Origin of the sequence: Holospora obtusa F1, from assembly GCF_000469665.2 — a bacterium.
Lineage (GTDB): Bacteria > Pseudomonadota > Alphaproteobacteria > Holosporales > Holosporaceae > Holospora > Holospora obtusa.
The window spans coordinates 1-22,356 of record NZ_AWTR02000074.1 but is presented as its reverse complement, the minus strand read 5'-3'; the positions used below and the strand labels follow the sequence as shown (position 1 = coordinate 22,356).

Sequence of the window (22,356 nt, the reverse complement as noted above, 5' to 3'; positions counted from 1 at the left end):
GAGCATAAACTTATTGAAAAGCTGTATTACGCTCACTTCAATTGTGTTGAAAAAATATTTGATTCGTTATTTTTTTTCTAAATGTTTGGTGTGAAATCAAGTTGTTTTTCATTATTTTAAAAATACATAAAGTATATTTTAGTGCAATACAAATGAAAATTAAGTAAAAATAAAATAATTTTTTATGGCATAATAATTTTGTTGTTGGATGCTCTCTGGTATATATCTTTGTTTTATGATATCTTAAGGCGAGAATACGGTTACTTTTAAATGATGCGTGCTATTTCAAACCAAACACTTTCTGCTATTCTTGAACGCTATGAGCGTTTGGAAAGAGCATTGTTAGTAGAACATTCTGTGCAAGATTCGGTGAAATTAGCCAAAGATTATGCTTATATGACGCCTCTTGTGGAGTGTGTACAGAAGTGGTTTAACGTACAAAAGGAATACGATGATTTAGTGAAGATTCAAGAAGAAGATGATGATATCAAAAATTTGATAGAAGAAGAGAAAAAAAAATTACGTCAAAAATTGGAAGAACTAAGTTATGATATTCGTGTTTTTTTTCTGCCAAAAGATGAAGACGATGCGCGTGGCGCGATTTTAGAAATTCGTGCTGGAACAGGAGGGGAAGAGGCTGCTTTATTTGCGGCAGATTTAATGCGTATGTATATGCGGTACGGAGCATTACAAAAGTGGAATGTGGAGCCATTACATGTGCATTACAGTGATCATTCCGGAGTAAAAGATGCAGGATTATTGATTCAAGGAAAAGATGTCTATGCACAACTTAAATTCGAAGCAGGAGTTCACAGAGTGCAAAGAGTTCCCAAAACGGAAGCTAGTGGACGTATACATACTTCTGCGGCAACGGTAGCGGTTTTACCGGAAGTGGAAGAATTGGATATCGTGATTGATGAAAAAGATCTTCGAATTGATGTTTTTCGCTCTAGTGGTCCAGGTGGACAGTCAGTGAACACAACAGATAGTGCTGTGCGTATTACGCATCTTCCTAGTGGAATTGTGGTTAGTCAACAAGACGAAAAATCTCAACATAAAAATAAGGCAAAAGCGTTAAAGGTTTTACGTTCTCGATTGTATGATGCAAAAAAACAGGAGGAAGAAAAAAAAAGAAGTCAGTCTAGACATAGTCAAGTAGGAAGAGGGGATCGCTCTGAAAGAATTCGCACATACAATTTTCCTCAAGGTCGCCTTACGGATCATCGCATAAAATTAACACTTCACCAGCTTTCTGAAATTTTAGAGGGAGAGGGCTTGAAAGAAGTCATTACTGCGTTGATGACTCATGAAAGAGCAGAACAGTTAGCGGAACAAGAAGTAAATTTTTTAGAATTTTAATAATTTTAATATTTCAACAATATCGAAAAATAATTTTTGTATTTTTGTGTATAGTAAAATAAGTCAGAATTTAAAAAGGAGACCTCCAAACCGTTATAACAATGTATCCAGCTTTGTAACGTCTCATATAAGCTCAAACGCCTCTATAAAAAGGGGTGAGATGAAGGGTAAGAAAATAAAAAAAATAGCTCCCCTTGCGTAAATTTAGTTTTCTAATTTTCTTTTGTGTTTTTTTTTCAATTTTTCTTTTTGCAGATTTCCTGTGTAAACTCATTTTTGAGATTTATGATATCGGCAATAATTGCTTAAAAGGAGGGGAGATAATTTTGACGCACATTAAAACTTCACCGTATCAATCGAAGAATTTCTTCACTAAAGCAACTTGTCAATTAGGAAAAAAAGATATATTATATAGAAGAATCGGTAATGGTGCCGAGGAAATAAGTTAGAGAACCGTATGAACCGTATTTTAGGAAAAGATTTAGACAATAATCCCAACAAAGATAAAGAAGCGGATAGTATTATTGAAAAAAGAATAGAAGATAAAAATTTTGAGGATGCATTTAAAGCTCTCTTAGAAGACACTTTGAAAGATCAAAGAAGTTTAGAGGGGAAAATTGTAAAAGGCAGGATTGTTTCAATCGATCATGATGCGATCATTGTGAATGTTTCATCTAAATCTGAAGGGCGTGTGCAATTAAAAGAATTTGGCGACGTTGAGCGTGAGTCCCTGAGAGTAGGGGGGCAGGTTGATGTTTACATAGAGCGTTATGAAGGAAGAGATGGGGGAATGATTCTCAGTCATCAGAAAGCTATTCAGGAAGTGACGTGGATGAAGCTCGCTCAAGCCTTTGAAGATAAGAAGCCGATTTCTGGGAAAGTTTTAGGTATGGTGAAAGGCGGTTTGAGTGTTGACTTGGGAGGAACAGTTGCTTTTCTTCCAGGAAGTCAGGTAGATATCAGACCTTCTAGGGACTCTGGAGAGCTCGTCGGAACAGATCAAATGTTTCTTATTGTAAAAATTGATGAGGCTCGGGGTAATATTGTCGTTTCTCGTCGTGCTGTTTTGGAAGGAGAGCGTGCTTCGGATAAAGCTCGTCTTTTGTCAATATTAAAGCAGGGCATGATTGTGGAGGGAGTTGTTAAAAATTTGGCTCCGTATGGTGCATTCATTGATTTAGGTGGAATTGATGGATTGTTGCACGTTTCTGATCTTTCGTACAATAAGCGTGTTAATGTAGAAGATGTGTTGCGTGTAGGGCAGACGATCAAAGTTATGGTTATTCGGTTCAATCGTGAAAATGAAAGAATTTCATTGGGGTTGCGTCAACTTGAAAAAGATCCTTGGCAAACAATTAATGAAATGTATGCTGTAGGAAGTGTTGTTGGTGCTACCATTACAAATATTACAGAATATGGAGCTTTTGCAGAACTTAGTGAAGGGATTGAAGGGCTTATTCATGCTAGAGAAATGACTTGGCATAAAAAAGATGTTGTTCCTTCTGATGTTGTTTCTCAAAAAGATGAAGTCAAAGTCATGATTCTAGAAATTGATGCGACTAAAAGAAGAATTTCCTTGGGACTCAAACAGTGTACAGAGAATTTATTTGAAGTTTTTTCTAAAAATTATCCTGTGGGAAGTCAAGTAGAAGCAGAAATTAAGGATGTGACGGAATTTGGACTTTTGGTTACATTGCCTTATGGTATTGAATTTGCTGTGCATAAATCAGAACTTTCTTGGACGTTGCCTTCGAGTGAAGCTTTGTCTAGATATCAGGTGGGGCAAAAGATTCAGTTGAAAGTAACAAAAATATCTTGCGAAGAAGAGTTTATCGGTTTGAGTGTTAAACAGGTTTCCAGTGATGCAAGCATGGAGCGCTTACAATCAATAGAAAAGGGACAAAATATAAAGTCTCGAGTTGTTCGTGTGTCGGATTCTGGAATAGAAGTTGATATTGGTGATGGTGTTTTTTCGTTTATTGCTCGCGCGGAGCTAGCTGAAGATACGCAACATAAGAATCCTTATTCTTTTAAAGTGGGGGATGTTGTTGATGCAAAGGTGACTAAGGTGAATCCTAAAACTCAAGAGGTGCTTTTGTCTATTAGAGCTTTAGATATTGAGGAGCGTTCTCGTGTTTTATCTGAATATATGGGGGATAAAGAGAGCACTTTTAGTTCTGCTTTAGATAGGGCATTAGAACATAAAGATTAATTTTTTAAGATACGTTTTAATGTGTTTAAAGAGGAAAAATGCTTAAATTTTGTGTAAAAACTTTTCTTGAAGAGTTGCAGTCAGGTGTTTTGCGTGCGGCCTTTCCAGGATCACAGGGAAATTGGATTGTTAATGTAGAAGTTAAAGAGAAAATTTTAGCAGTGTTTCGATATGGGGAGAGCGATGTCATAGAGGAGTACTATATTGATAGGAGTGCTTTGTTTCCAAGAAAGTTCTCTCTTGAGGATAAAATTCGGGTGGTTCCTTTTGGCTCTGCTGTTCGTTCTGGTGCGTATGTTTCTTCTGATGTGGTTATTATGCCTCCTTCTTATGTCAATATTGGGGCATATATAGGACGAGGGACTATGGTAGATAGCCATGTTTTAGTGGGATCTTGTGCGCAGATTGGTGAAAACGTTCATCTTTCTGCAGGTGTTAGTATTGGTGGAGTATTAGAGCCTGTAGAGTCGGTTCCTGTAATTGTTGAGGATTATGTATTTATTGGGGCTGGATGTGTCATAACTTCTGGATTTCATATAAAAAATCGCGCAGTTTTGGGGGCAGGGTTATGTTTATCTCGTACTATTCCCATATATGATACGGTAAAAAATCAGGTTTATCACGGTTATATTCCGGAAAATGCTGTAGTTTTACCAGGGGCTAGGGATATTGAAAATAATTTTTTTGATACGAAATTAGCCTTACAATGTGGAGTGATAGTGAAGTATCGTGACGATCAAACAAATTCTAAAATTACCTTAGAAGATGCGTTGCGTTTGTGATTCTATATTTTATGTGACTGAATGAAAGATAAGCAAAAAATTGAAATAAAATACGAAGCTTATAATTAAAGGAGGGTTTTTTGATTTGTAGTGGTGTGATAGATGTGGCTTTAAAAATTGCTCTTGTAACGTTTTTATTTTGTTTTGATACTGCAAAAGGAGAGCAGTGTTCTCGGGATGTTACGTGTGAATCTTTTGCTTTAGAAAAATATAATAATTCTTTAAAGAAATTTAATACTGTAGAGGCAAGTTTTATTCAAACGAGTGGGGCCGGATGCATCAAAGGAAAAATGTATCTGAAGAAACCTGGAAAACTTCGTATTATTTATGAAAGAAATAGCTCGGGACAGCGTAAAGAAATTCTTTGCGATGGAAACTATTTAACGGAATATGTGTTTGATGTTCAAGGGGAGTTAGAAGAAAGTAGCTCAGTAGATTTTTCAGAAACTCCTTTACAGATTGTATTAAATACCCAGGGTATAGATACGAGATACGTTCGAATTGAGCGTGTGGTTTCTGCGAAAAAAAATCAAGATGTTTATACATATATTTATTTAGTGAAAAAAGATGATGTGATGAGTGGAAAAGTTGTGCTGATTTTTAAAGAAGATAAGGTTGAGGAGCCTAAGTTTTTTGGTTGGATTATTTATGATGAACATCACAGAGAAATTGCTTTAGAGCTTACAGAAGTTAATACGAATGTTGTAATTTTACCAAAAACTTTTTCTACATCGGTCTCACGTTGATTTCTATGATATATACTCACCCTGTATTGCCTTTATTTTGGAATCCTCTTTTAGATAACGATTCTTTTTGTGTGGGGCAAAGTAATGTTCATGCTTTTGAATGGATTCAAAAAGAAAAGTGGCCTTGTCAACATGTGAATATTTATGGTCCAAAAGATAGTGGAAAAACGCATTTAGGAATGTTGTGGGCGAAAAAGCATAACGCAGTTTGGTTGCCGTGTGCGCATGCTTCTTTTGTGAATACAAAAGGAAAGTATGTTTTGGATATTTCTTCTTGTTCTTTTAACGAACAAGATATTTTGGGATTTTTAGAAGAAATCCGAGAATCAGGATCGAGTTGTTTGTGGTTAAGCGCTTTACCACTACATCTTTATTGTTCCTATCCTGCTTTGCGCTCTCGTGTTATTGCGTTCTTGTGTATACAGATTCAAGAACCTGACGATGTGTTATTGCTTAAAGTTTTAAAGAAAGCGTTTTACGATGTTGGATTTATTGTGTACCCTCAAATTTTAGATTTTTTAGTCAAGCGGATGGATCGTTCTTTTTCGAGCATACGTACAATTGTGGAAAAAGTTCATGAATATACTTTAAAACATCACGCGAATCTTAGTATATCTGTTGTTAAAGCCGCATTAAATTGGAAAAACGATTGTGGTATGTGAAACAATTTAGGTGAAGTACGTATTTGATACGAATCTAATGTCAGGAAAATTGTACAAAAGTTAAAAATGTTTTTTGTACTTGACTAAACTTTTTTTTCCTTTATGATTATGTGGTGTTTAATGTTAGATAATTTATTTTTGAATTCTTATCCTAAAGTTCGATTTGCTCCTAGTCCAACAGGTTTTTTGCATTTGGGGAACGTTAGAATCGCTTTGTTTAATTGGATGTTTGCTAGAAAATATGAAGGCATTTTTATTTTACGTATTGACGATACCGATAAGGCGAGATGTAATCATTTTTACGTGGAATCTTTGAAAAAAGATCTGAAATGGCTAGGAATAGACTGGGATATTTGTTTTGCTCAATCAGATCGAGGTGAATTTTACGCGCCGTATATTGATGAATTGAAGCGTATTGGTCGTCTTTATCCGTGTTGTGAAACTGCAGAAGAGTTGGAAGCGCAAAGAGAAAAATTACGACTTAATCATCAAGCTCCGGTTTTTGATAGGCAAACTCGTTTGATTGATTATACGAGGACAAAACATTGGCGCTTTGCTTTAAAAAAAGAAAAAACGTTTTGGCAAGATCAACTTCAAGGTGAGTGTTACTATGATACGCATCACGTCAGTGATCCAGTTGTTATACGGGAAGACGGAAGTTTAAGTTATTTGCTGACAAGCGTATTAGATGATCAAGACCCACAACATAGTATAACGCACGTAATTCGAGGAATTGATCACTATGTTAATACAGCTATTCAATGTCAAATGTTTGAAGCTTTAAAAAAAACGTGTCCTGTTTTTGCTCACTTACCTCTTTTGCAGCAAGAAACCGGGGAAAAATTTTCAAAGCGGACAAAAGGGAATAGTGTTAGAGATTGGCGTTCTGAAGGGGTTTTTCCAGAAAGTATTTGTCAGGTTTTACTTAATTTATCTTGTGAAAATATTGAGTTAATAAAAACGTTTAAGGAAAGAGTATATGATTTTTCTTGGAAAACTTATGCAAAAGCTGCAGAAATTCGGTTGAATCTCGAAACAATTTGGAGCGCTTCTAATCGGTACTTTTCTCAAATATCTTGGGAAGATCTTCAGTACTATTTGTCAGATTTTCCTTGTAAAAATTTAAAAAAAATGCATTGGGAGTGTATTGCGAAAAATGTGTATTCATTTTTTGATATTCAAGCTTGGGATCAAATTTTTGACACGGAATGGTATACGTGTCAAGAAAATACAGAAAATTTTTTTTCAGATTTATTAAAAAATTCTGAATATCTTGATGCAGTATATTTTCAATGGGAAGCTAGTTTGATAAAAATCAAGACGAGTTCTACAGAAATGTCATGGAGTGGACTTTGGAAGGATTGGACTAAATCTCTTTCTCAAAAATTTTCTTTAAAATATTTTGAAGTTTGTGGTTCTTTGCGTTGGATAATTACGGGAAAATTGAAAGGTCCTCCGATGGTAGAGATTTTATCACTTCTGGAAAAACAGAGTCTGGAGTATCGTTTAAAATCTTTTGTTAACAAAAAATTCTAGTATAGTAATTTAGCATGAAAACGGAGCAAGGAGATGCTGTTTTTAAGAGAAAATGACAAAGAAGTAATACAGCTTAGATCTAAGGGAACGAGTAATAGAATATATTAAGATTAGTAACAATCAAGACACGATGTCCAAGAAGTAACGTAAGTTAGCTGAGTTAAGAAGGTAGGGGCCATTAGAGCTAAACCACGCTTAGGCAGAAAGGGCAAAATAGACCCAGAAAAGTTAAGGGTTTATGTTGAGGTCAATGAAGATAAAAAATGAGCAGAAGATTTAATGCTAATATTTTTGTGTATCAGCGCTTAAAGGAGCTAGACTTTAGCTATAAAAAAAAATAATGAAAGCGATGTTGAGATGATCATTTGTGCAGACACAAGGATGGGGCAGAAAACTTTTTTCGCTTTCTGCCAAAAAGAGCGGTAAATTATTATTAGCGGACAAATACTATAGCTGAGTATGTTAATCATAAATCGATAGCACCGGTGTTTAGTTCCACATTCTTATGGTATAACCTTATAAGGAACTAAAAGGAGGCTAATTTATGGGAAGTATATTGCATGAAAATGCCAAGAGGACGCTTCGAGTCCGAAAAGAAATACAAAGCTCTGTACAGAGCACCGCTAAAAATAGCAAAGCGTCTGGTCCTTCGGTTTTGAAGTGGAAGAAAGCCGGTTGTGTTGAAGATAAACGCTCTGGCCCTGCACAGCCAAAGCATTTATATCTGCAACAGAAGCAAAAGATTGTGTGTAAATTCAGGCGCGTTTCTAAGCTTTCTGCTTAATAATGTTTATAGTGCTTTGAAAGAGAAGATTCCCAATCTCATGGGCTCTAATCTGCATTGATGCCTCAAAAGAAATAGTCTAAATGTCTTACCCAAAGAAGGGTCGGCTCCTGAAAAAAAGAAATTTAAAGAATATCTCCTTATTTGTTCATATTGACAGTATCGAAGTTCGCACAGATCAAGGGAAATGCGACCTTTTTGTAGGCCATTGATTGAGCCACAAAGTACGTTTATGTCGAGCTCCATTCAAAGATGTCGGTTGACGAGTCAAGTGCATTTTTGAAAAATATGATCGCCCATTGTTTTTGTAAAATAACGAAAATTCTCACAGACAATGGGGCGCAATTTACCTATAAACCGCTTGCGCAACACCTGAGGACAAAAAACAAAACGCACCCCTTTGATGTGATGTGCAAGAAGCATAAGATTGAACACAGATTTACTAAATTCAAGCATCCTTGGACCAACGCTCAGGTCGAAGTTATCAACAGAATCCTCAAACACTACACAACAAAGGCTTATTTTTACAAAGACCTCGATGAGCTGAAATTCTATATGATGGCCTTTGTGCTTTACTATAATCATCAAAGAAAGCTGAAATCATTGAAATATCAGCCCCATTTTGATATTATCATGTTAGAATTTGAACGTAAAAAGTCAAATTTTAATCATCATCCAAACCATATGTTGTTAGGACTAAACAATTTTTAATTTCAAATAGTTGCGTTCCTTATTCGTTTATTTTTTTTAAATCAGTATCAAGAGACTCTAAAATTTTTAAAGGAATCTTTTGTTTAGATTTTTTAAAAACAGAAGCAATTTTTATAAAGTCAGATTTCTTTAACTTACGAATTATTTCGTAAGAAAAGCACTCAAAAACTTTTAAAGGAATTTCATGTTCAGAATTGCAAAATGCAGAGATCACTCTTACAAAATCATCATTATTTTCTAGAGAATTTATTCTTTTAAAAGAAATGTTTTTAAAAAAACTTAAAGGAATTTTTTGCTTAGATTCGCAAATCACACATAGAATATTTGAAAAAAAACGATCACAAAAACAGTTGACTTTTTCAAAATCTATACATTTAAAAATCTTCAAAGGAATTGGATGCCTAGATTTGTAAAGAGCACGTATAATTTTATAAAAATCAACATCATAACCAAAAACTTCATTTATTCTATTAAAATCGATATCTTCAAAAAGTCTTAAAGGAATTTGGTGCGGAGATTTGCAAAGAGCTGCCAAAGCTAAGATGAAGCTGCGAGAACATTTCATTGCGTTCACTCTTTCTACAATCCTACCTTGTTCAAAAAACTTTAAAGAAATTTTTTGCTTGATTTTGTTAATTTTAAGTAAAGCAGAAACAAAATCTTTTTTGCTTTTTATTTTTCGAAATCTTTGAATAATAAAATCATTTTCGAAAAATTTTGAAGAAATATTTGGCTTAGATCCATCAATTTTAGACAAAATAGAAAGAAAATGATCATCCGAATCTAGTTTAGAAATTCTTTCAAGAACATCCGCGTTTTCAAAAAATTCTGAAGGAACTTTATACTTAGATTTAAAAATATAATTTATAGCATCGACAAACCAATATTCTGGTTTAATTTTTTTAATTCTTTTCATAACAGCAGGATCTTTTAAAAAATCTAAAGAAATTTTATGTTTAGATTGACAAAATATAGATAAAAGCTCTAAAAATTTATAATCTAATTTTATTTCACCAATTTTTATAAAAGATATTTTTTCAAAAATTTTTAAAGGAATCTTTTGCTTAGAGCTGAAAAGCGCAGAAACAATATCAACAAAATCATAGTCATCTTGTGATGCGTTAATCCTTTCAAGATCAATGCATTCAAAAAAACTCGAAGAAAATGTATGAGGAGACTTGCAGAGTGCGCACGCAGCTCTGACGTATTCCTGATCTTCTTTGATAGACTTTATTCTTTTCGCAACATCTACATTTTCAAAAAAATTTAAACAAATTTTTTGACTCGTCATCGCAATATCTTGTACACAATCTACAAAAGCAATATCCTCCAAAGTATCAATTTTTTTAAAATTAAATTTTTTAAAAAAATCTAAAGGAATTTTTTGTTTAGATCTGCAAAATATACATATAATTGCGCTATAATTTTCTTCATCGAAATCATTAATTTTTTTGAAATTTATTTTTTCAAGAAGATCTAAATTTAACTCTCCTTTAAAACTAAAAAACGCGTTTATCACTTGAAGAAAATGATGATCATTCATTTTCTTAATTCTCAAAAAAATATTTTTAATTTTTTTTGAAATTTTTGAATCAGTTTTGATAGATAAATTAGATATTTCAAATAATAACGTACCCCATGTCAAATGAGAACTATCTTCAATTTCATTTCCCCACTCTAAAGCAAGCTCAAAAAAAATCTTTCTATGCGTTTCGTCGATAGAGTCCATCGTAAAAACTGTTTTAAAAATTTTTCTAAAAAGTCCAAAATCTTTAAAAAAACATTCTTTAAAGAAATTTTGCACCTCTTTGACGTTCTTTGCTTTTCTCGTCATTGTCTCTAAAACTTTAAGAAAATCACCAGGATTGATATCATCCGTGTTTTCTTTCAATTTCTTAATCGTATCATGTATATGATCTAAATTACTCCAATTTCCGTTTATCACATTTTGTACAGGAAAGGAACAAAAAACCTGTTTATTTAGAGCCATAAATAATAAAAAAATTTTAATTTTCATAAAAAAATATACTAAATATCTAATGTCTCATAATAAACGTTCCTTGCTTATTTTGTCAATAAAAAATTATTATTCACAAAAAATATATAGAAAATATTTTAAAAATATTTTAATTTTAAATATAATCAATAAGATGAACCTAATACAATCGTAATAAAAGCCGTATTAATTAAGGTAAAAAAACTTCAATTCCATAAAGCTTTATGGCATAATTTAAATAAAGGTACGCATGCGTTCGAAAATTCACCATGACTGCCAAAAGTAGAAAAACGCCTTTCAAGTGTTTAAATAAAGATATTTTTTTATTTTACATTATTATCGAAACTTATGAAAAGGAGCGTTAACACCTGTGAAACGCCCCCTTATCTTCTATCTCAAAAGACGGTAAAATATATTTGAATTATGCGATTAACCTTCACACGTTTTACATGAGTTCTTCTTAAATTGATATTTGCGCAGTCGGTCTAATAGTAAAAATTTAAACTAATTTTTTTTTCAGAATGAACACAAAAACTGAATAAAATCAGTTTGTTGTATTAACGACGGATAACGTTCATAGATAAAAAAAATTCTCTGAAGCGCAAAAAACTTCGAAATAAAATAATAAATATTATTAAATTTTAGATTATGTGTGCATCAGATTTCCCTATCTGAGTGGTCATTTGAACAAAAACTATTCAATTTTGGTTGAGCAATCAGTGCGTATTGTTTAGGAGAAGCATCGCTCCACAAAGATTCAAGATTAAACACCTTACGCGCATCTTCTAAAAATAAATGTACAAAAACTGAACTAAGATCCAAGACAATCCAAGTCGTTTCCTCATTACGTCCCTGAACACGAATTTCACGTCCGCGCGTCTTTGCCCAACCCATGAGAGCATCACATACTGTGATTAGATGTCTAGAAGTGCGGCATTGCCCTATAACAAAAAAGTCAGCAAAAGCGCAACGCTCTAGAACATCAATAGAAACGATGTTCTCTGTTTTTTTGCTTTCCATAAGTTCAAAAATTTCTTTTAACACGACTTCCATATTTATCTTCCTTTCTGATTTTGTAAAATATTTTCAATTCGATTCGTGTCTATTTCTATCTGATACTGTTTCAATAAACCTTGTGTATAACTGTACCAGGCTTTAATTTTCCATTCCTCTTTAAGTAAACGATGTGTTTCTTCTAATTGCTCTGGAGTTTTATACATCTCTTCAATTTCTTCTAAATATAAAAGCCAGATTCCGTCTTTTTTTTCAATAACGCGAAATTCATGCAGGGAAATCTTAAAAGCTGTATTCCAAATAATTTCCGGAATATCCTTGTTAGGAGCAAGCCAAGTAACGTACGCATGTTGCATTTTTTTTACTTTTTCTTTATTTTTGTCTTTTAAAGCTTGTTTTTTTGCTAAATTCCTTTTAGCCATTTTTAACCAACTTACTCTTAACAATGGTTTAGCTTCTTCAAAACTTAATAACCGCTCCGGTTCTATACGTTGAACTTGAATTACATAAGCTTCTTGCGCATTTTGAACAATTTCGGGGTCACTTTTGGGATTCAAGAGATTTATCTTATCATAAGTCATTTTTTTAAATGATAAAGGGCTGTTATTAGATATAATTTTATCAACATCTTTTAATCTCTGAACAGAAACCGTTGTGCAGTAAAGATTTAATTTTTTTCCAATTTCTTCCAAACTATTTCCTGCACTAAGTTCCTCTTCTACCTGAACCATCTCTCGAGCATTTTTTTTAAGAGAAGAAACTTTTAATACAGTCACTCGCTTAGAAAGAGGGGCCTTAAATTTTTCTTTCTTATGATAGAATGTTTTTAACTCTTCTAATGTTGGAGGAGTGACGTTTTGAATAGAAGAAGGATCATATTTTTTCCATCGTATCTTTCTTCTTTGCCCTACAGCTTTATCTATGCCATGCTCTAAAATTGAAGGAGTAAGGAATTGAAGCATCAATGTTTGCTGTAGCCTTTGCTTTGAAATACGATCTTTTTCCAAATCTAAAAATTCTTTTAATCCCAAAGATAAACTTTTTAATGTTTCTCTAAATTTTCGCTCTGAAAACTTCCCTTTTCCATCCTGAAATTCTGGATACTTTGTAATAAGCTGTTTAATATAACGATCAGAGACTTGAAATCCTAACGTACGCAACTCTTCTTTTAACGCAATATCTTTTAGAAGATCTTCTAATATATACTGAGTTTCGTGGCCAAGGACAGTAGAAGGAAGTGCTCCTGAAGATTTTAATATAGAAAGCATACGCATTTTCTGCGCAAACAATTTTCTAAATTCTTGTTCATAAATTTTTGTTTTTCCCACTGAGATCACTGGACGATCCCATATTTGAGAAAATTTTACGAAAGGAGATCCCATACTTAAAGCAAAGGCTAGCAAGACAAATAATCCCACAACAAAAGGAGATTTTTTAGATTCGAACATTCTAGCAGTACGCTATCACTAATGTTCATAAGAATATAGCGTTCTTTTCGTAAAATCAACTCTTTTTCCTGATTCACGTTACCAACCGAAATTAATATAGGTTAAAAATCTGTGCAATGACTTTCCGAAAGGATAAAAGAGGAAAATGTGCGTAATTTACTGGGGGCTAACGTAGGTACCGTTATTGAGGATGATTTTCGAGATAGATATACAGACCCATATAAAGCTCATAGATGTTTATTTTCTAAATTTTATGATGAACACAATAAGACAAAAAGTATGGTAATATTATACCATTTTCTAGTTATAATCTGATATAACAAATGATGGTAAAAAGGTTTCAAACATGTATTAATTCTTTTTATGTCTACATCGCGGTATCGACTAAAGGAGATAATTTTAGCTTTATAATGGGTGAAGTAAACAAAGAATACATGCATATTTTTCTAGATGAGTTTTTAAAAACATCGTGATGCGTAAAAATTCAACGGCATTCAAGCGCCTAATCAAATCACTGCAAAAATTTTTTCATGCGCAGGCTTTGCTCTAATATTTCTTGACATTTTTATAAATATATATTATAATAAAGTATTATTTTTTAATTAAAAAAACATGTTAAATAACTTGTATTATTTATTTCTCATAGTTGGATTTATTTGTTCAGAAAATTTGTTTGCTGGAAAACAAAAAGATAGTGAGAGCTCTGACAGCGAAAAGAGAAAACAGTCAACAAGCATAGTAAAAAAAATAAGTAAAGATGCTTACAGTATTTTGGAAATAGATAGGATAGAAAATCTTATGAAGAGAGTTGAAAAACTTGATTTTCCATCGAAATCTAGGTTTAGTCATTTTTCTTTGGAAAGACAAATGGAAATAAAGCACATAGTTCCAGAAAATATTGATTTTGAACAATGCGAAACGTTATTTTATCAAAAGCTTGGAAACTATTTTCCTGACGTCTATAGAAATCTTAAAGAAATTCATGACGCGTTGAGCGGATTAAACAATACTCAAGAAAATCTTTCAAAAAACTTACTGGATATGGAGCAAAATAATGCGTCTGAAAAAAGAATTGCAGAATTTTCTAAAATAATAAAAAATAAAAAAGCAAAAATTCAAGAAATATCGAATAAATTTGATGACAAGAAAAATGAAATACTTTTTGAAATGTTTCAAGAAATAAATAAAGCACCAAAAATTAGCAAGGAAAATGTTTTTTTTCTTCGCGAGATACATGCAGCTTGGATGAATGGTTGGAAATTCACTAAAACAATTAATAAAGTTCAAAAATTTATAAATGAAATTCAAAAAAATGTTTTACAAAACGGAACGCCTTATTATGATGATGAAGGTGATGGAGAGGGTGATTTTGTAGTGAATTCAAGGTTTGTTGCGCATTTTAATGAGTTTTTTAAAAATTCTGATTCACTAAATCAATTAGAGTTTATGATAAATTCGTTTAAAGATCCTGAATCAAAGATGGCATTAAGGTTTATTTTTAATAGTTTCAAAGATTTAATCAAAAATAATCCTACTTACTTTAAGCATAATTTTTTCGTAAATTATTTACCACGAATTGATGCAAACGAATTTGAACCAAGTAAAGAAGGGACAAATAAATATTAAAACGATACAAAAATAGACCTGATGCGTTAGATAGTGTAGTCACGAGATATTAGCCCATAAAGCGATACATCGAATTTTTAATGCTGCCAAGAATGATCTGACATTTTTCGCATAACGGCTTGCAGTACCGCGCCAGCGCTTGAGATGGAGAAATGCATTTTCAACAAGATGCCGCAACTTGTATAAATCTTTATCATAGCCTTTGTCTGCGAGTAAATACTCGGCTGCGATGCCGCTTATCAATTGCCAAGCTTGCGTGCAATCAGCCGTGGTACCGTCTGTAATAATGATTCTGACTCGGCATACCATGCGCATCCACGGCCAGATGTACCTTTGTATTAAGCCCCCTTTTGAGCCGGCTCATCTCTTGATTTCCACCTTTCGCACCAGCTGTATGAAGATGCACTTTGATGTGACTTGCATCAATCATTAGCCATTTATAATCCGGAACATCAACTCATTCTTCGAGCAACTTCTCCCAGATACCTTTGTCTCTCCATCTGATAAAACGACGGTGCGTATTGCTCCAGCTTCCATAATCTGGCCATGGCGCTCCTGTCCTTAAGATCCAAAAAATGGCATTAATACATTGGCAATTATCTTGAGCTCTCCCGCCCCAACCCCCTTCTCGTCCTGGTAAATGAGGCTCTAACACAACTCCATACGCGGTCTGAAATATCGTGGTGACGATGGGCTTTTGACATATAATACCTATGCATTCATGAAATAACTGCATCACTTATATCATACTTCCTATCTCGTGACTACACTATTTAGTATAATTTTATGAAAGCATATGAGATTAACGGTCTAAAGTAAGCGCACAAGCATCTAAGATAGGAAAAATTCAGAAATATTCAATGGGTCTAACTTCTCATAGATTTTAGGAAATTGTCTGCACAGCTCGTCCTTTGTGGAAAGCAATTGATAGGGCGTTATCAACGTCCTGGACATAAATAAGCTTGAGATTAATGAAAAAGTGTTAATACTTTTGCTTTGTTACAAAAAGCTATATAACATAAGTGTTTAGTCCCAACAACATGTGGTCAGGACTAAACACATAGGTTTTACCATGCATTTTAGTTATAGAATTTAAAGTATCTATACGTATACCATCCCCGCAACATTTCCAAATTCCTCTTACTTGAACTTTTTTGCGCATTTCTTGTATTTCAGTCTTTATTGTTTGAAACGTTTCATTCATTCTCTTTTTCAAATCTAAAACTTCAAGAGCTTTACAAGTAACCCAATTGTTTTTAGAAGATACAACTCTCTTTGAGAGTTTTTACCTGAAGAATAGATAGCAGTGTTTTTTTGATAGTGATTAAAGATTTTTGGTGTCGTAAGCGCACACCAAAGCTTGATTGATCCGTATACCATAAAATTCTTCTTAGAAATTACTTTAGTGCGTCTAGTCATGCGTCCTAGGTGATGTCTTTGTATTACTATTATCTTGTTCTATGCATACAGTGCCTGATTTTTCAATACTATGGCGGTTTTTTGGTAGAGACTTTAGAAAAAGCATCCCCATTATCAGTATAAAATGTGCAATCTTTGAGATGTTTGACTTTTTCGTAAAGTCGTGTAAAAGTTGCAGCACCACGATTCCCTGTAACCCAGGCAAAAGTTCTCCGTGCGCTACGATCAACGGCTTTGATAATTCAGAGTTTTTGACTTTTTTGAAAAAAATTCCGCATTTCATCAAATTTCACTGTTTGAATGTTACCTGAAACCGAAGATCCTTGTATTTTTTTCATCTCTGCAACCACCCACTCTGTATATAATAGAAGAAGAATGTTCAAAAATTTTACCCATCATGTTAAAAGATGCCTTAGCTAAAGAGTATAAAATAACGCATAAGGCTTTTTTGACAGCCGTTTTTCTTTTTTTTCCCTATTGTCACCTTCAACAAAGTTACAACCTCATTCTTTCACTTATAGCACTGAACCTTGCGTAATATACTGTTCCTTATGCAGTTTTCGAAATTATACTTCTTGCAAAGCATTGCTGATGACCTTAATACGACAATATAGTCGTATTTTGACATAAAACTATCTAAACGTCAAAATACTTCTCTCTTTATTAGGTCAAAAAATACCTCTATATCTAATTCAGCTGTGCGTTCTTTAAGACTTAAATCATTTAAAGCTCTTTCAGCAAATTAATTAAAATTTTTATCGCTTAATTGACTTTCGCGTTTTTTAAAATCCAAATCATTTAATACTTTTTCAGCAAGCTGAAAATTACGAAATCCATCTTGCAAAAATGAAACTTTATGTTGAAGATTAAAAAAATTTTCATCGCTTAATTTGCTTGCGCGTTCTTTAAGACACAAATCATTTAAAGCTCTTTCAGCAAGCTGAGGATTATTGAACTGGAATAAAATTTGATTTATCAGCGCACAAAAATTTTCATCGCTTAATTTGCTTGCGCGTTCTTTAAGATTCAAATCATTTAAAGCTTTTTCGGAAATTTCATAACTATTAGTCGGAGATAAAACGTCATATATCACCTGACAAAAATTTTTATAGCTTAACTCACTTACCCTTTTTTGAAACTCTAAATCATCTAAAGCTTTTTTAGTAAGAGAGAATTGATTTTGCGGAGATAAAATTGGATCTAAGATCTCACAAAAAGCTACGTCGCTTAACTGATTCCCCCTTTCTTTAAGATCCAAAATATTTAAAGCTTTTTCAGAAAATTTCAAATTATCTTGATTAGATAAAATTTGAATTAGTGTATGCAAAAACTTAGTATGGCTAAATTTTTTAAATTCAAGAGCATCTAAAGCTTTTTCACAAAGATTTTGATCATTTTTTGGATCTAAAATAATTTCCATTACATTAAAATTACTACGATTTAAAAAATTATCTCCGTTTAATTTTTTTAAAACTATAGCGTCAAAAGCTTCTTTAGCGAGCTCAGGGTCATTATCCGAAGATAAGATACAAGACAACAAGCTTGAAGGCGGGACACTAGATGTTAACCAAAATTTTTTTCTGGAATTAGATCCTAATTGATTAAATCTATTTAAATCTAAAGCGTTAAATGCGTTATGAAATCTATTTAAATCTAAAGCGTTAAATGCGTTATGAGCAAGTTCTGACGAAAGAATATTCGAAGAATTTACAGGTAATGCCCTACGAGTATGTCGCTTATTGACATTTTTAAGCGATTCTTCTTGATTCTTTTTAGATAAAAATGCTTTTGTATACAAGATCAAATGATCATCAGAAAAATTCTCTATTAATTTTTTTAATGCTGATTCAGCCAAATCTTGATGATTATTTTTATCAAAAATTGCGGAAATTATATAAACAATCATTTCTTGAGAGGGATTTGAATTAAATTTTTTCCAAAATTTTGACCAGTCAATCTGTTTCAATAAATCTTGAACCTTTTTTTTATCTTTAATGGAGAGTACTGTCTTAATTTTTTGACAATTTTCTTCTAAACTGACGTGTTGCGTGTTATTTAATTGACGAACTTCAGAGTCTCCTTCAGAAAAATGCACAGAAAATCCTTGCTGTACAAAAAATACTAAAAAAAATAATTTTTTTATATGCATATGGAAAATATTATATTTTTTTCTACACAACATATCTTAATAAAAAAAAAATAAATGTCAATATCATAAAAGAACGAAAAAAGACTTAATTATGAAAAATAAACTTGACAATTTTTATAAAAATTTTTACATAAATTGGCTAATATAGATTTAGCTTGAAAACGGGACAAAGAGATGCTATTTTTAAGAGAAAATGATAAAGAAACAATACAGATTGTATTTAAGGGAACAAGTAATAGAATATATCAAGCTTGGTAACGATCAAAACATGACTCCCAAAATATTCAAAATTAGTAAAAATAGCGTAAATAAGTGGTGGATCAGGTATCAAGAAGCAGGGGCCATTAGAGCTAAATCACGCTTAGGCAGCAAGGACAAAATAGACCCAGAGAAGCTAAGGGGTTATGTTGAGATCAATGAAGATAAAAAATGAGCAGAAGATAGTAAAACTATTTAATGCTAGTATGTGTTTTGTGTATCGGCGGTGAAAGAAGCTAAGATTTAGCTATAAAAAAATCTTTACCTACTTGCAAGCAAGCCAAGAAAAACGAAAGCGATATAAAGAAACTGTCAGAAAGTCTTGTATATATTGATGAAAATGGTATTGAAATGACCATTTGTGCAGAATACAGGATGGGGCAGAAAAGGGAAAAAGCTTGCTGCCAAAAAGAGCGGTAACTATTATAGCTGTGTATGTTAGCACCTATGGTATTTGATGGTTCTTGTCATACAAAATTATTTGAAGCTTGGGTAAAAGAGGTATGGATTAGGCGTTGTTTCCTAGAATAATTTCTTCTCGTAAAATAAAGAATTTTTTTTCTTGATTAAGTCTTAAACATTACTATATTAAGGATGTATAATATATGCAATAAAAAAGGAGAATTTAAATGGAAGCAAGTAAAAAGAAGATCAGAAACTGGAAGAAACATAACCAATCGTTAATAAATCGTGGGAATATCCAAATATTTTTAACTCAAAACGTGATAAGTAGCTAGCTTTTTGAAGAGAGTAGGACGCGAAAAAAATCCAAAATATTCTGACGCTGCGAGTAAATTCCTGCTTATAATATCTGAAGTTTATTCGCTAAGGCTCAGGCAACTTGAGGGCTTTGCAAGAATCTTTGTTTAAGGCTAGCGATATCGATTTAGACGTGCCTGTATTATAGTTCTATTTCCAAAAGGTCTAAAAAGCTAGATATTGAACCTCTAAAAAAGGCTATACATAGCTTAAAATCAAAGGGCAGGCCTATAACAATTGCACTCGATAGTAGTGGTAAAAATATGTGGAAAATATCAATGGAACAGTGAAAAATATGGGGAAAATCAAGATGGAAAGGATAATACTAAACGAAAGAAATGGTTAAAACTATATTTTGGTATAGATTTGGATTCTAGGCTAGTAGTTTTCCAAAAAATTACGGATAATCTAACCTATGATGGATCTGTAACTGGTTGCTTAATAGAGAAAATAATGGCATATTTTGGTATATTTAGTGAGTTTTATGCTGATGGTGATACTTGGAATAGCATATTTAACTTGCTATATCTTTGTAATATAAAGCCATTTATCTCTATGCCAAAAAATGCAACATTGTCTGAAGAAAAAGAGGATGAGGCTTTTATGGTGAAAACTCCAAGGGGGGTCGGGCTGTTTTGGATCAATATGATGCTGGCGGCACAGAAAAATGGAAGAAAACTAGCGGGTATCATAAGCGAAGTTTAATAGAGAATTACTTTTTACGGCTAAAAAGCATATTTGGAGAAAAAGTTAGGCAAAAAAATCTAGATATCTAGATACCATAAAAAAAAGACTAAAAATTAGAAATTTAATTCTTAATGAATTCACCTTGCTCGGAATGTTAAAATATTCATAAATATTACAAATATCATAAGACCATTGTATTCTTAAAAACTACTGGGAAACAACGCCGGTGATTCGATTAAATAAGGTGCATTTTTCGGAATATTTGCAGAAAAATTTAACGAAATAAGGAGTAAAGTATGAAAATTTATGACATGGTTTTGAAAACGAATTATGAAAGTCTTCAGGATGTAATGGATGAGATTTTTTATTATGATGACGGGCATGATCATGAAGCTATGGGGGTAGTTTTAAGAGATCATTGGATGGAATTTTTACCAAAATTTGCAGTTAAAAAAGATCTGCTAAAGGCGCTAGATCATTATTTTAACATGTGGGACTTAGGAGAACGAGGAGTTGATTATCTAGAAAAGGTCGGAGAATTTTTTGAATACGAACGTGCTTCCTGGTGTTTTTATTACTTGTTTATGACTTTAGAACACTTGGAAGATCCTTCATTTATTCCATCAGTTATGAAATATTTTCCCGATGAATGGTATATGGAGGGTATGTGGTCGCAACCTATGGTTGGCGTTATAACAAATTACGAAAAATGGGGAGCTACATATATTTCGTGGTTAATGAGATCATTACATTTACTTCCTTCTGGAGCACTTAATTATGCTGCCAAAGATTTTATGATTGACATGATTTTAGATACGTTTTTTTATCTCGATCCTGGTACATTTCCCGATCTTTTTGTCGTCGATGTGTTGCCTTTGGGACGGCGAAACATTGTGCAAAGTTTACTAGAAGAGATCATTGAAGATCGTAAAAAGTGTTTGTTAGAGCATAAAGATAATCTACAACTTAATTGCATGATACCGCGTTGGAGGCAAACATTGGTGTGCGCCGAATATGTTCTGGGTCAGCTGTTATTGCTGCCCGAAGAGGTTGTGGGGATAGGTCATCGATAAGCGTTGCGGCCATATTGAGGGCTCGGGGAGCATCACGGCTCGCGCTCTTCAGCACCGCCCGGGCGTTAATACTTTTCTGGAGTCCTCTAGCTCTCTTTATCTTCAAGAAACTCGCCAGAGCTCGGCTCCGGTGCCGGGGTCCTTGTGTGGAGACTTGAAGGTGAGCATGGTGCAAGGGGCCTTCCAGGCTACTGAGTTTATTGACGGGGTGAGCCTTTTTTCGGCACAAAAGCTTCAATTGCTGGCCGCTCCAGTGCAAGACAGCTATCACAAGACTCAGGTTCTGAAAAAGAATATTGTTCGAGTCAAGACTCAAAGCCTTGCTGGGCAAGGGCTGAGCTACCGAAACTGCGACGTGCATGGAGTGCTTAGAGTAGACACGCCGCTGTTGGAGATGTCAGCTCAAGGGGCTCCTCCGGCTTTAGAAATTGCTCCACGAGAGTCCTTTTGCCAGGTCCTTCAGGTTTTAGAGCCCTGTATCCAGGAGGCAACACATATAAGCACTCAGTTTAAGCCCGCCTTTAAGGCTGTCCTTGGCGTGGGTATCACGGCTCTGTCTGCGGTGCTGGCTCCTCCTTTAGTGGGATCGGTGATTGCGGCCTCTGGTCATGCCTTCATCCAGAACTCAGGCCTGGAGTGCCTGGCTGATCACAGACACATTCACTTTCGAGAAATGTTAAAAGACGCAGGTAAAAGTTTTGCAGTTTCTGGAGCGAGCCTGGCTTTGGGTCAGGTTTTGCCCGACCACCGAGCCATCCATGCCGTTAAAAACACTGCTTTGAATTGTGCCGTCTATCAGGCCGATCCTCTAAAAGCCCTTGCGGGACAAGGCCTGATACAAGCTTCTGGATTCCTGGCCGGGCAAATCGGGCTGGAGTATCAAAGCAAGGAAATCAACTTTCTAGAGCACAAATTGCTCCACGGAGCGCTCTCTTTGGCCTCTACGCTGAGCCTGCAAGCCGTGAACTCTGGCCATCTGGACTGGAGCAAGGCCTTTTTAGCTGCTGGAGCCACCATGGCAGCCGAGTCGGGCGCGGAACTGGTCATGGAAAACGTCAAGCAATTTTTGCCAAAACAGCTCCCTCAAGAGCCATGGTCCGACTATGTGTCTCGATGTCAAGAGGCGGGCTTAGAG

Annotated in this window: 20 protein-coding genes and 1 pseudogene; 13 read left to right on the top strand and 8 right to left on the bottom strand. The window is 33.9% G+C overall.

The window, feature by feature from the left end; genetic code table 11:
• The first annotated feature begins 273 nt into the window (after positions 1–273).
• The 7 genes from prfA (at position 274) to P618_RS06115 (ending at position 8,081) form a co-directional block, all read left to right on the top strand.
• A complete protein-coding gene (gene prfA, locus P618_RS04320) occupies positions 274–1,359 on the top strand; it encodes a peptide chain release factor 1 (RefSeq protein WP_040458493.1) in 1,086 nt (361 codons plus the stop codon).
• A gap of 457 nt (positions 1,360–1,816) precedes the next feature.
• Positions 1,817–3,571, top strand: a complete 1,755-nt coding sequence (locus tag P618_RS04315; RefSeq protein WP_021827029.1) for a 30S ribosomal protein S1 — start codon at positions 1,817–1,819, stop codon at positions 3,569–3,571.
• A gap of 38 nt (positions 3,572–3,609) precedes the next feature.
• The gene (locus P618_RS04310) at positions 3,610–4,353 is read left to right on the top strand and encodes a 2,3,4,5-tetrahydropyridine-2,6-dicarboxylate N-succinyltransferase (protein ID WP_021827028.1); all 744 of its coding nucleotides are present in this window, start codon (positions 3,610–3,612) and stop codon (positions 4,351–4,353) included.
• An 80-nt stretch (positions 4,354–4,433) separates the two neighbouring features.
• Positions 4,434–5,099 carry a LolA family protein gene (locus P618_RS04305; RefSeq protein ID WP_024161203.1) on the top strand — a complete coding sequence of 222 codons (666 nt, stop codon included), beginning with the start codon at positions 4,434–4,436 and terminating at the stop codon, positions 5,097–5,099.
• Between the two features lie 5 nt (positions 5,100–5,104).
• The gene (locus P618_RS04300) at positions 5,105–5,761 is read left to right on the top strand and encodes a P-loop NTPase family protein (RefSeq protein ID WP_024161202.1); all 657 of its coding nucleotides are present in this window, start codon (positions 5,105–5,107) and stop codon (positions 5,759–5,761) included.
• A gap of 120 nt (positions 5,762–5,881) precedes the next feature.
• Positions 5,882–7,297, top strand: coding sequence for a glutamate--tRNA ligase (locus P618_RS04295; protein WP_162147081.1), 1,416 nt, complete (start codon positions 5,882–5,884; stop codon positions 7,295–7,297).
• A 544-nt stretch (positions 7,298–7,841) separates the two neighbouring features.
• A complete protein-coding gene (locus tag P618_RS06115) occupies positions 7,842–8,081 on the top strand; it encodes a hypothetical protein (protein ID WP_021827024.1) in 240 nt (79 codons plus the stop codon).
• A gap of 267 nt (positions 8,082–8,348) precedes the next feature.
• On the opposite strand, the gene P618_RS08675 is transcribed toward P618_RS06115, so the two are convergent.
• Positions 8,349–8,666, bottom strand: coding sequence for a hypothetical protein (locus P618_RS08675; protein ID WP_024161201.1), 318 nt, complete (start codon positions 8,664–8,666; stop codon positions 8,349–8,351).
• Between P618_RS08675 and P618_RS09425 the strand changes: the two genes are divergently transcribed.
• Positions 8,565–8,792, top strand: a complete 228-nt coding sequence (locus tag P618_RS09425) for a hypothetical protein (RefSeq protein ID WP_420805328.1) — start codon at positions 8,565–8,567, stop codon at positions 8,790–8,792. The two genes, P618_RS08675 and P618_RS09425, sit on opposite strands and share 102 nt — an antisense overlap.
• Positions 8,793–8,811: 19 nt before the next feature.
• Here P618_RS09425 and P618_RS04285 read toward each other — a convergent pair whose 3' ends face one another.
• From P618_RS04285 to P618_RS04275, 3 genes are all read right to left on the bottom strand, one after another.
• Entirely contained in the window at positions 8,812–10,809 is a 1,998-nt protein-coding gene (locus P618_RS04285) for a hypothetical protein (protein WP_021827022.1), read from the bottom strand.
• A gap of 636 nt (positions 10,810–11,445) precedes the next feature.
• Complete coding sequence (gene rsfS, locus P618_RS04280) at positions 11,446–11,841, bottom strand: ribosome silencing factor (RefSeq protein WP_021827021.1); 396 nt, start codon at positions 11,839–11,841, stop codon at positions 11,446–11,448.
• A gap of 2 nt (positions 11,842–11,843) precedes the next feature.
• Positions 11,844–13,250 carry a peptidylprolyl isomerase gene (locus tag P618_RS04275; RefSeq protein WP_021827020.1) on the bottom strand — a complete coding sequence of 469 codons (1,407 nt, stop codon included), beginning with the start codon at positions 13,248–13,250 and terminating at the stop codon, positions 11,844–11,846.
• A 990-nt stretch (positions 13,251–14,240) separates the two neighbouring features.
• Here P618_RS04275 and P618_RS07960 point away from each other — a divergent pair.
• Positions 14,241–14,876 (top strand): hypothetical protein, encoded by a 636-nt coding sequence (locus tag P618_RS07960; RefSeq protein WP_156919005.1) that lies wholly within the window; start codon positions 14,241–14,243, stop codon positions 14,874–14,876.
• 39 nt (positions 14,877–14,915) lie between these two features.
• Here P618_RS07960 and P618_RS06895 read toward each other — a convergent pair.
• From P618_RS06895 to P618_RS04245, 4 genes and pseudogenes are all read right to left on the bottom strand, one after another.
• A pseudogene (locus P618_RS06895) lies at positions 14,916–15,580 on the bottom strand (IS5 family transposase).
• Positions 15,581–16,094: 514 nt separating this feature from the next.
• Positions 16,095–16,256 carry a hypothetical protein gene (locus P618_RS07955; RefSeq protein ID WP_021827014.1) on the bottom strand — a complete coding sequence of 54 codons (162 nt, stop codon included), beginning with the start codon at positions 16,254–16,256 and terminating at the stop codon, positions 16,095–16,097.
• A 31-nt stretch (positions 16,257–16,287) separates the two neighbouring features.
• The gene (locus P618_RS04250) at positions 16,288–16,578 is read right to left on the bottom strand and encodes a hypothetical protein (RefSeq protein WP_021827013.1); all 291 of its coding nucleotides are present in this window, start codon (positions 16,576–16,578) and stop codon (positions 16,288–16,290) included.
• 459 nt (positions 16,579–17,037) lie between these two features.
• On the bottom strand, positions 17,038–18,444 hold the full coding sequence (locus tag P618_RS04245) for a hypothetical protein (RefSeq protein ID WP_021827011.1): 1,407 nt from the start codon (positions 18,442–18,444) through the stop codon (positions 17,038–17,040).
• A gap of 193 nt (positions 18,445–18,637) precedes the next feature.
• Between P618_RS04245 and P618_RS04240 the strand changes: the two genes are divergently transcribed.
• The 4 genes from P618_RS04240 to P618_RS04225 form a co-directional block, all read left to right on the top strand.
• Entirely contained in the window at positions 18,638–18,877 is a 240-nt protein-coding gene (locus P618_RS04240) for an IS630 transposase-related protein (RefSeq protein WP_021827010.1), read from the top strand.
• 836 nt (positions 18,878–19,713) lie between these two features.
• The gene (locus tag P618_RS04235; RefSeq protein WP_024161198.1) at positions 19,714–20,166 is read left to right on the top strand and encodes a hypothetical protein; all 453 of its coding nucleotides are present in this window, start codon (positions 19,714–19,716) and stop codon (positions 20,164–20,166) included.
• Between the two features lie 278 nt (positions 20,167–20,444).
• Entirely contained in the window at positions 20,445–21,221 is a 777-nt protein-coding gene (locus P618_RS04230) for a hypothetical protein (protein WP_021827008.1), read from the top strand.
• 130 nt (positions 21,222–21,351) lie between these two features.
• A partial coding sequence (locus tag P618_RS04225; RefSeq protein WP_040458488.1) for a hypothetical protein occupies positions 21,352–22,356 on the top strand: 1,005 nt, incomplete at its 3' end.

What these genes read in the sequence shown, in the direction of transcription:
- prfA (WP_040458493.1), top strand. Translation starts at nt 274, where the DNA reads ATGCGTGCTATTTCAAACCAAACACTTTCTGCTATTCTTGAACGCTAT.
- P618_RS04315 (WP_021827029.1), top strand. Translation starts at nt 1,817, where the DNA reads ATGAACCGTATTTTAGGAAAAGATTTAGACAATAATCCCAACAAAGAT.
- P618_RS04310 (WP_021827028.1), top strand. Translation starts at nt 3,610, where the DNA reads ATGCTTAAATTTTGTGTAAAAACTTTTCTTGAAGAGTTGCAGTCAGGT.
- P618_RS04300 (WP_024161202.1), top strand. Translation starts at nt 5,105, where the DNA reads ATGATATATACTCACCCTGTATTGCCTTTATTTTGGAATCCTCTTTTA.
- P618_RS04295 (WP_162147081.1), top strand. Translation starts at nt 5,882, where the DNA reads ATGTTAGATAATTTATTTTTGAATTCTTATCCTAAAGTTCGATTTGCT.
- P618_RS06115 (WP_021827024.1), top strand. Translation starts at nt 7,842, where the DNA reads ATGGGAAGTATATTGCATGAAAATGCCAAGAGGACGCTTCGAGTCCGA.
- P618_RS08675 (WP_024161201.1), bottom strand. Translation starts at nt 8,666, where the DNA reads ATGATTATAGTAAAGCACAAAGGCCATCATATAGAATTTCAGCTCATC.
- P618_RS04285 (WP_021827022.1), bottom strand. Translation starts at nt 10,809, where the DNA reads ATGAAAATTAAAATTTTTTTATTATTTATGGCTCTAAATAAACAGGTT.
- rsfS (WP_021827021.1), bottom strand. Translation starts at nt 11,841, where the DNA reads ATGGAAGTCGTGTTAAAAGAAATTTTTGAACTTATGGAAAGCAAAAAA.
- P618_RS04275 (WP_021827020.1), bottom strand. Translation starts at nt 13,250, where the DNA reads ATGTTCGAATCTAAAAAATCTCCTTTTGTTGTGGGATTATTTGTCTTG.
- P618_RS07955 (WP_021827014.1), bottom strand. Translation starts at nt 16,256, where the DNA reads ATGGTATACGGATCAATCAAGCTTTGGTGTGCGCTTACGACACCAAAA.
- P618_RS04250 (WP_021827013.1), bottom strand. Translation starts at nt 16,578, where the DNA reads ATGAAATGCGGAATTTTTTTCAAAAAAGTCAAAAACTCTGAATTATCA.
- P618_RS04245 (WP_021827011.1), bottom strand. Translation starts at nt 18,444, where the DNA reads ATGCATATAAAAAAATTATTTTTTTTAGTATTTTTTGTACAGCAAGGA.
- P618_RS04240 (WP_021827010.1), top strand. Translation starts at nt 18,638, where the DNA reads ATGATAAAGAAACAATACAGATTGTATTTAAGGGAACAAGTAATAGAA.
- P618_RS04230 (WP_021827008.1), top strand. Translation starts at nt 20,445, where the DNA reads ATGAAAATTTATGACATGGTTTTGAAAACGAATTATGAAAGTCTTCAG.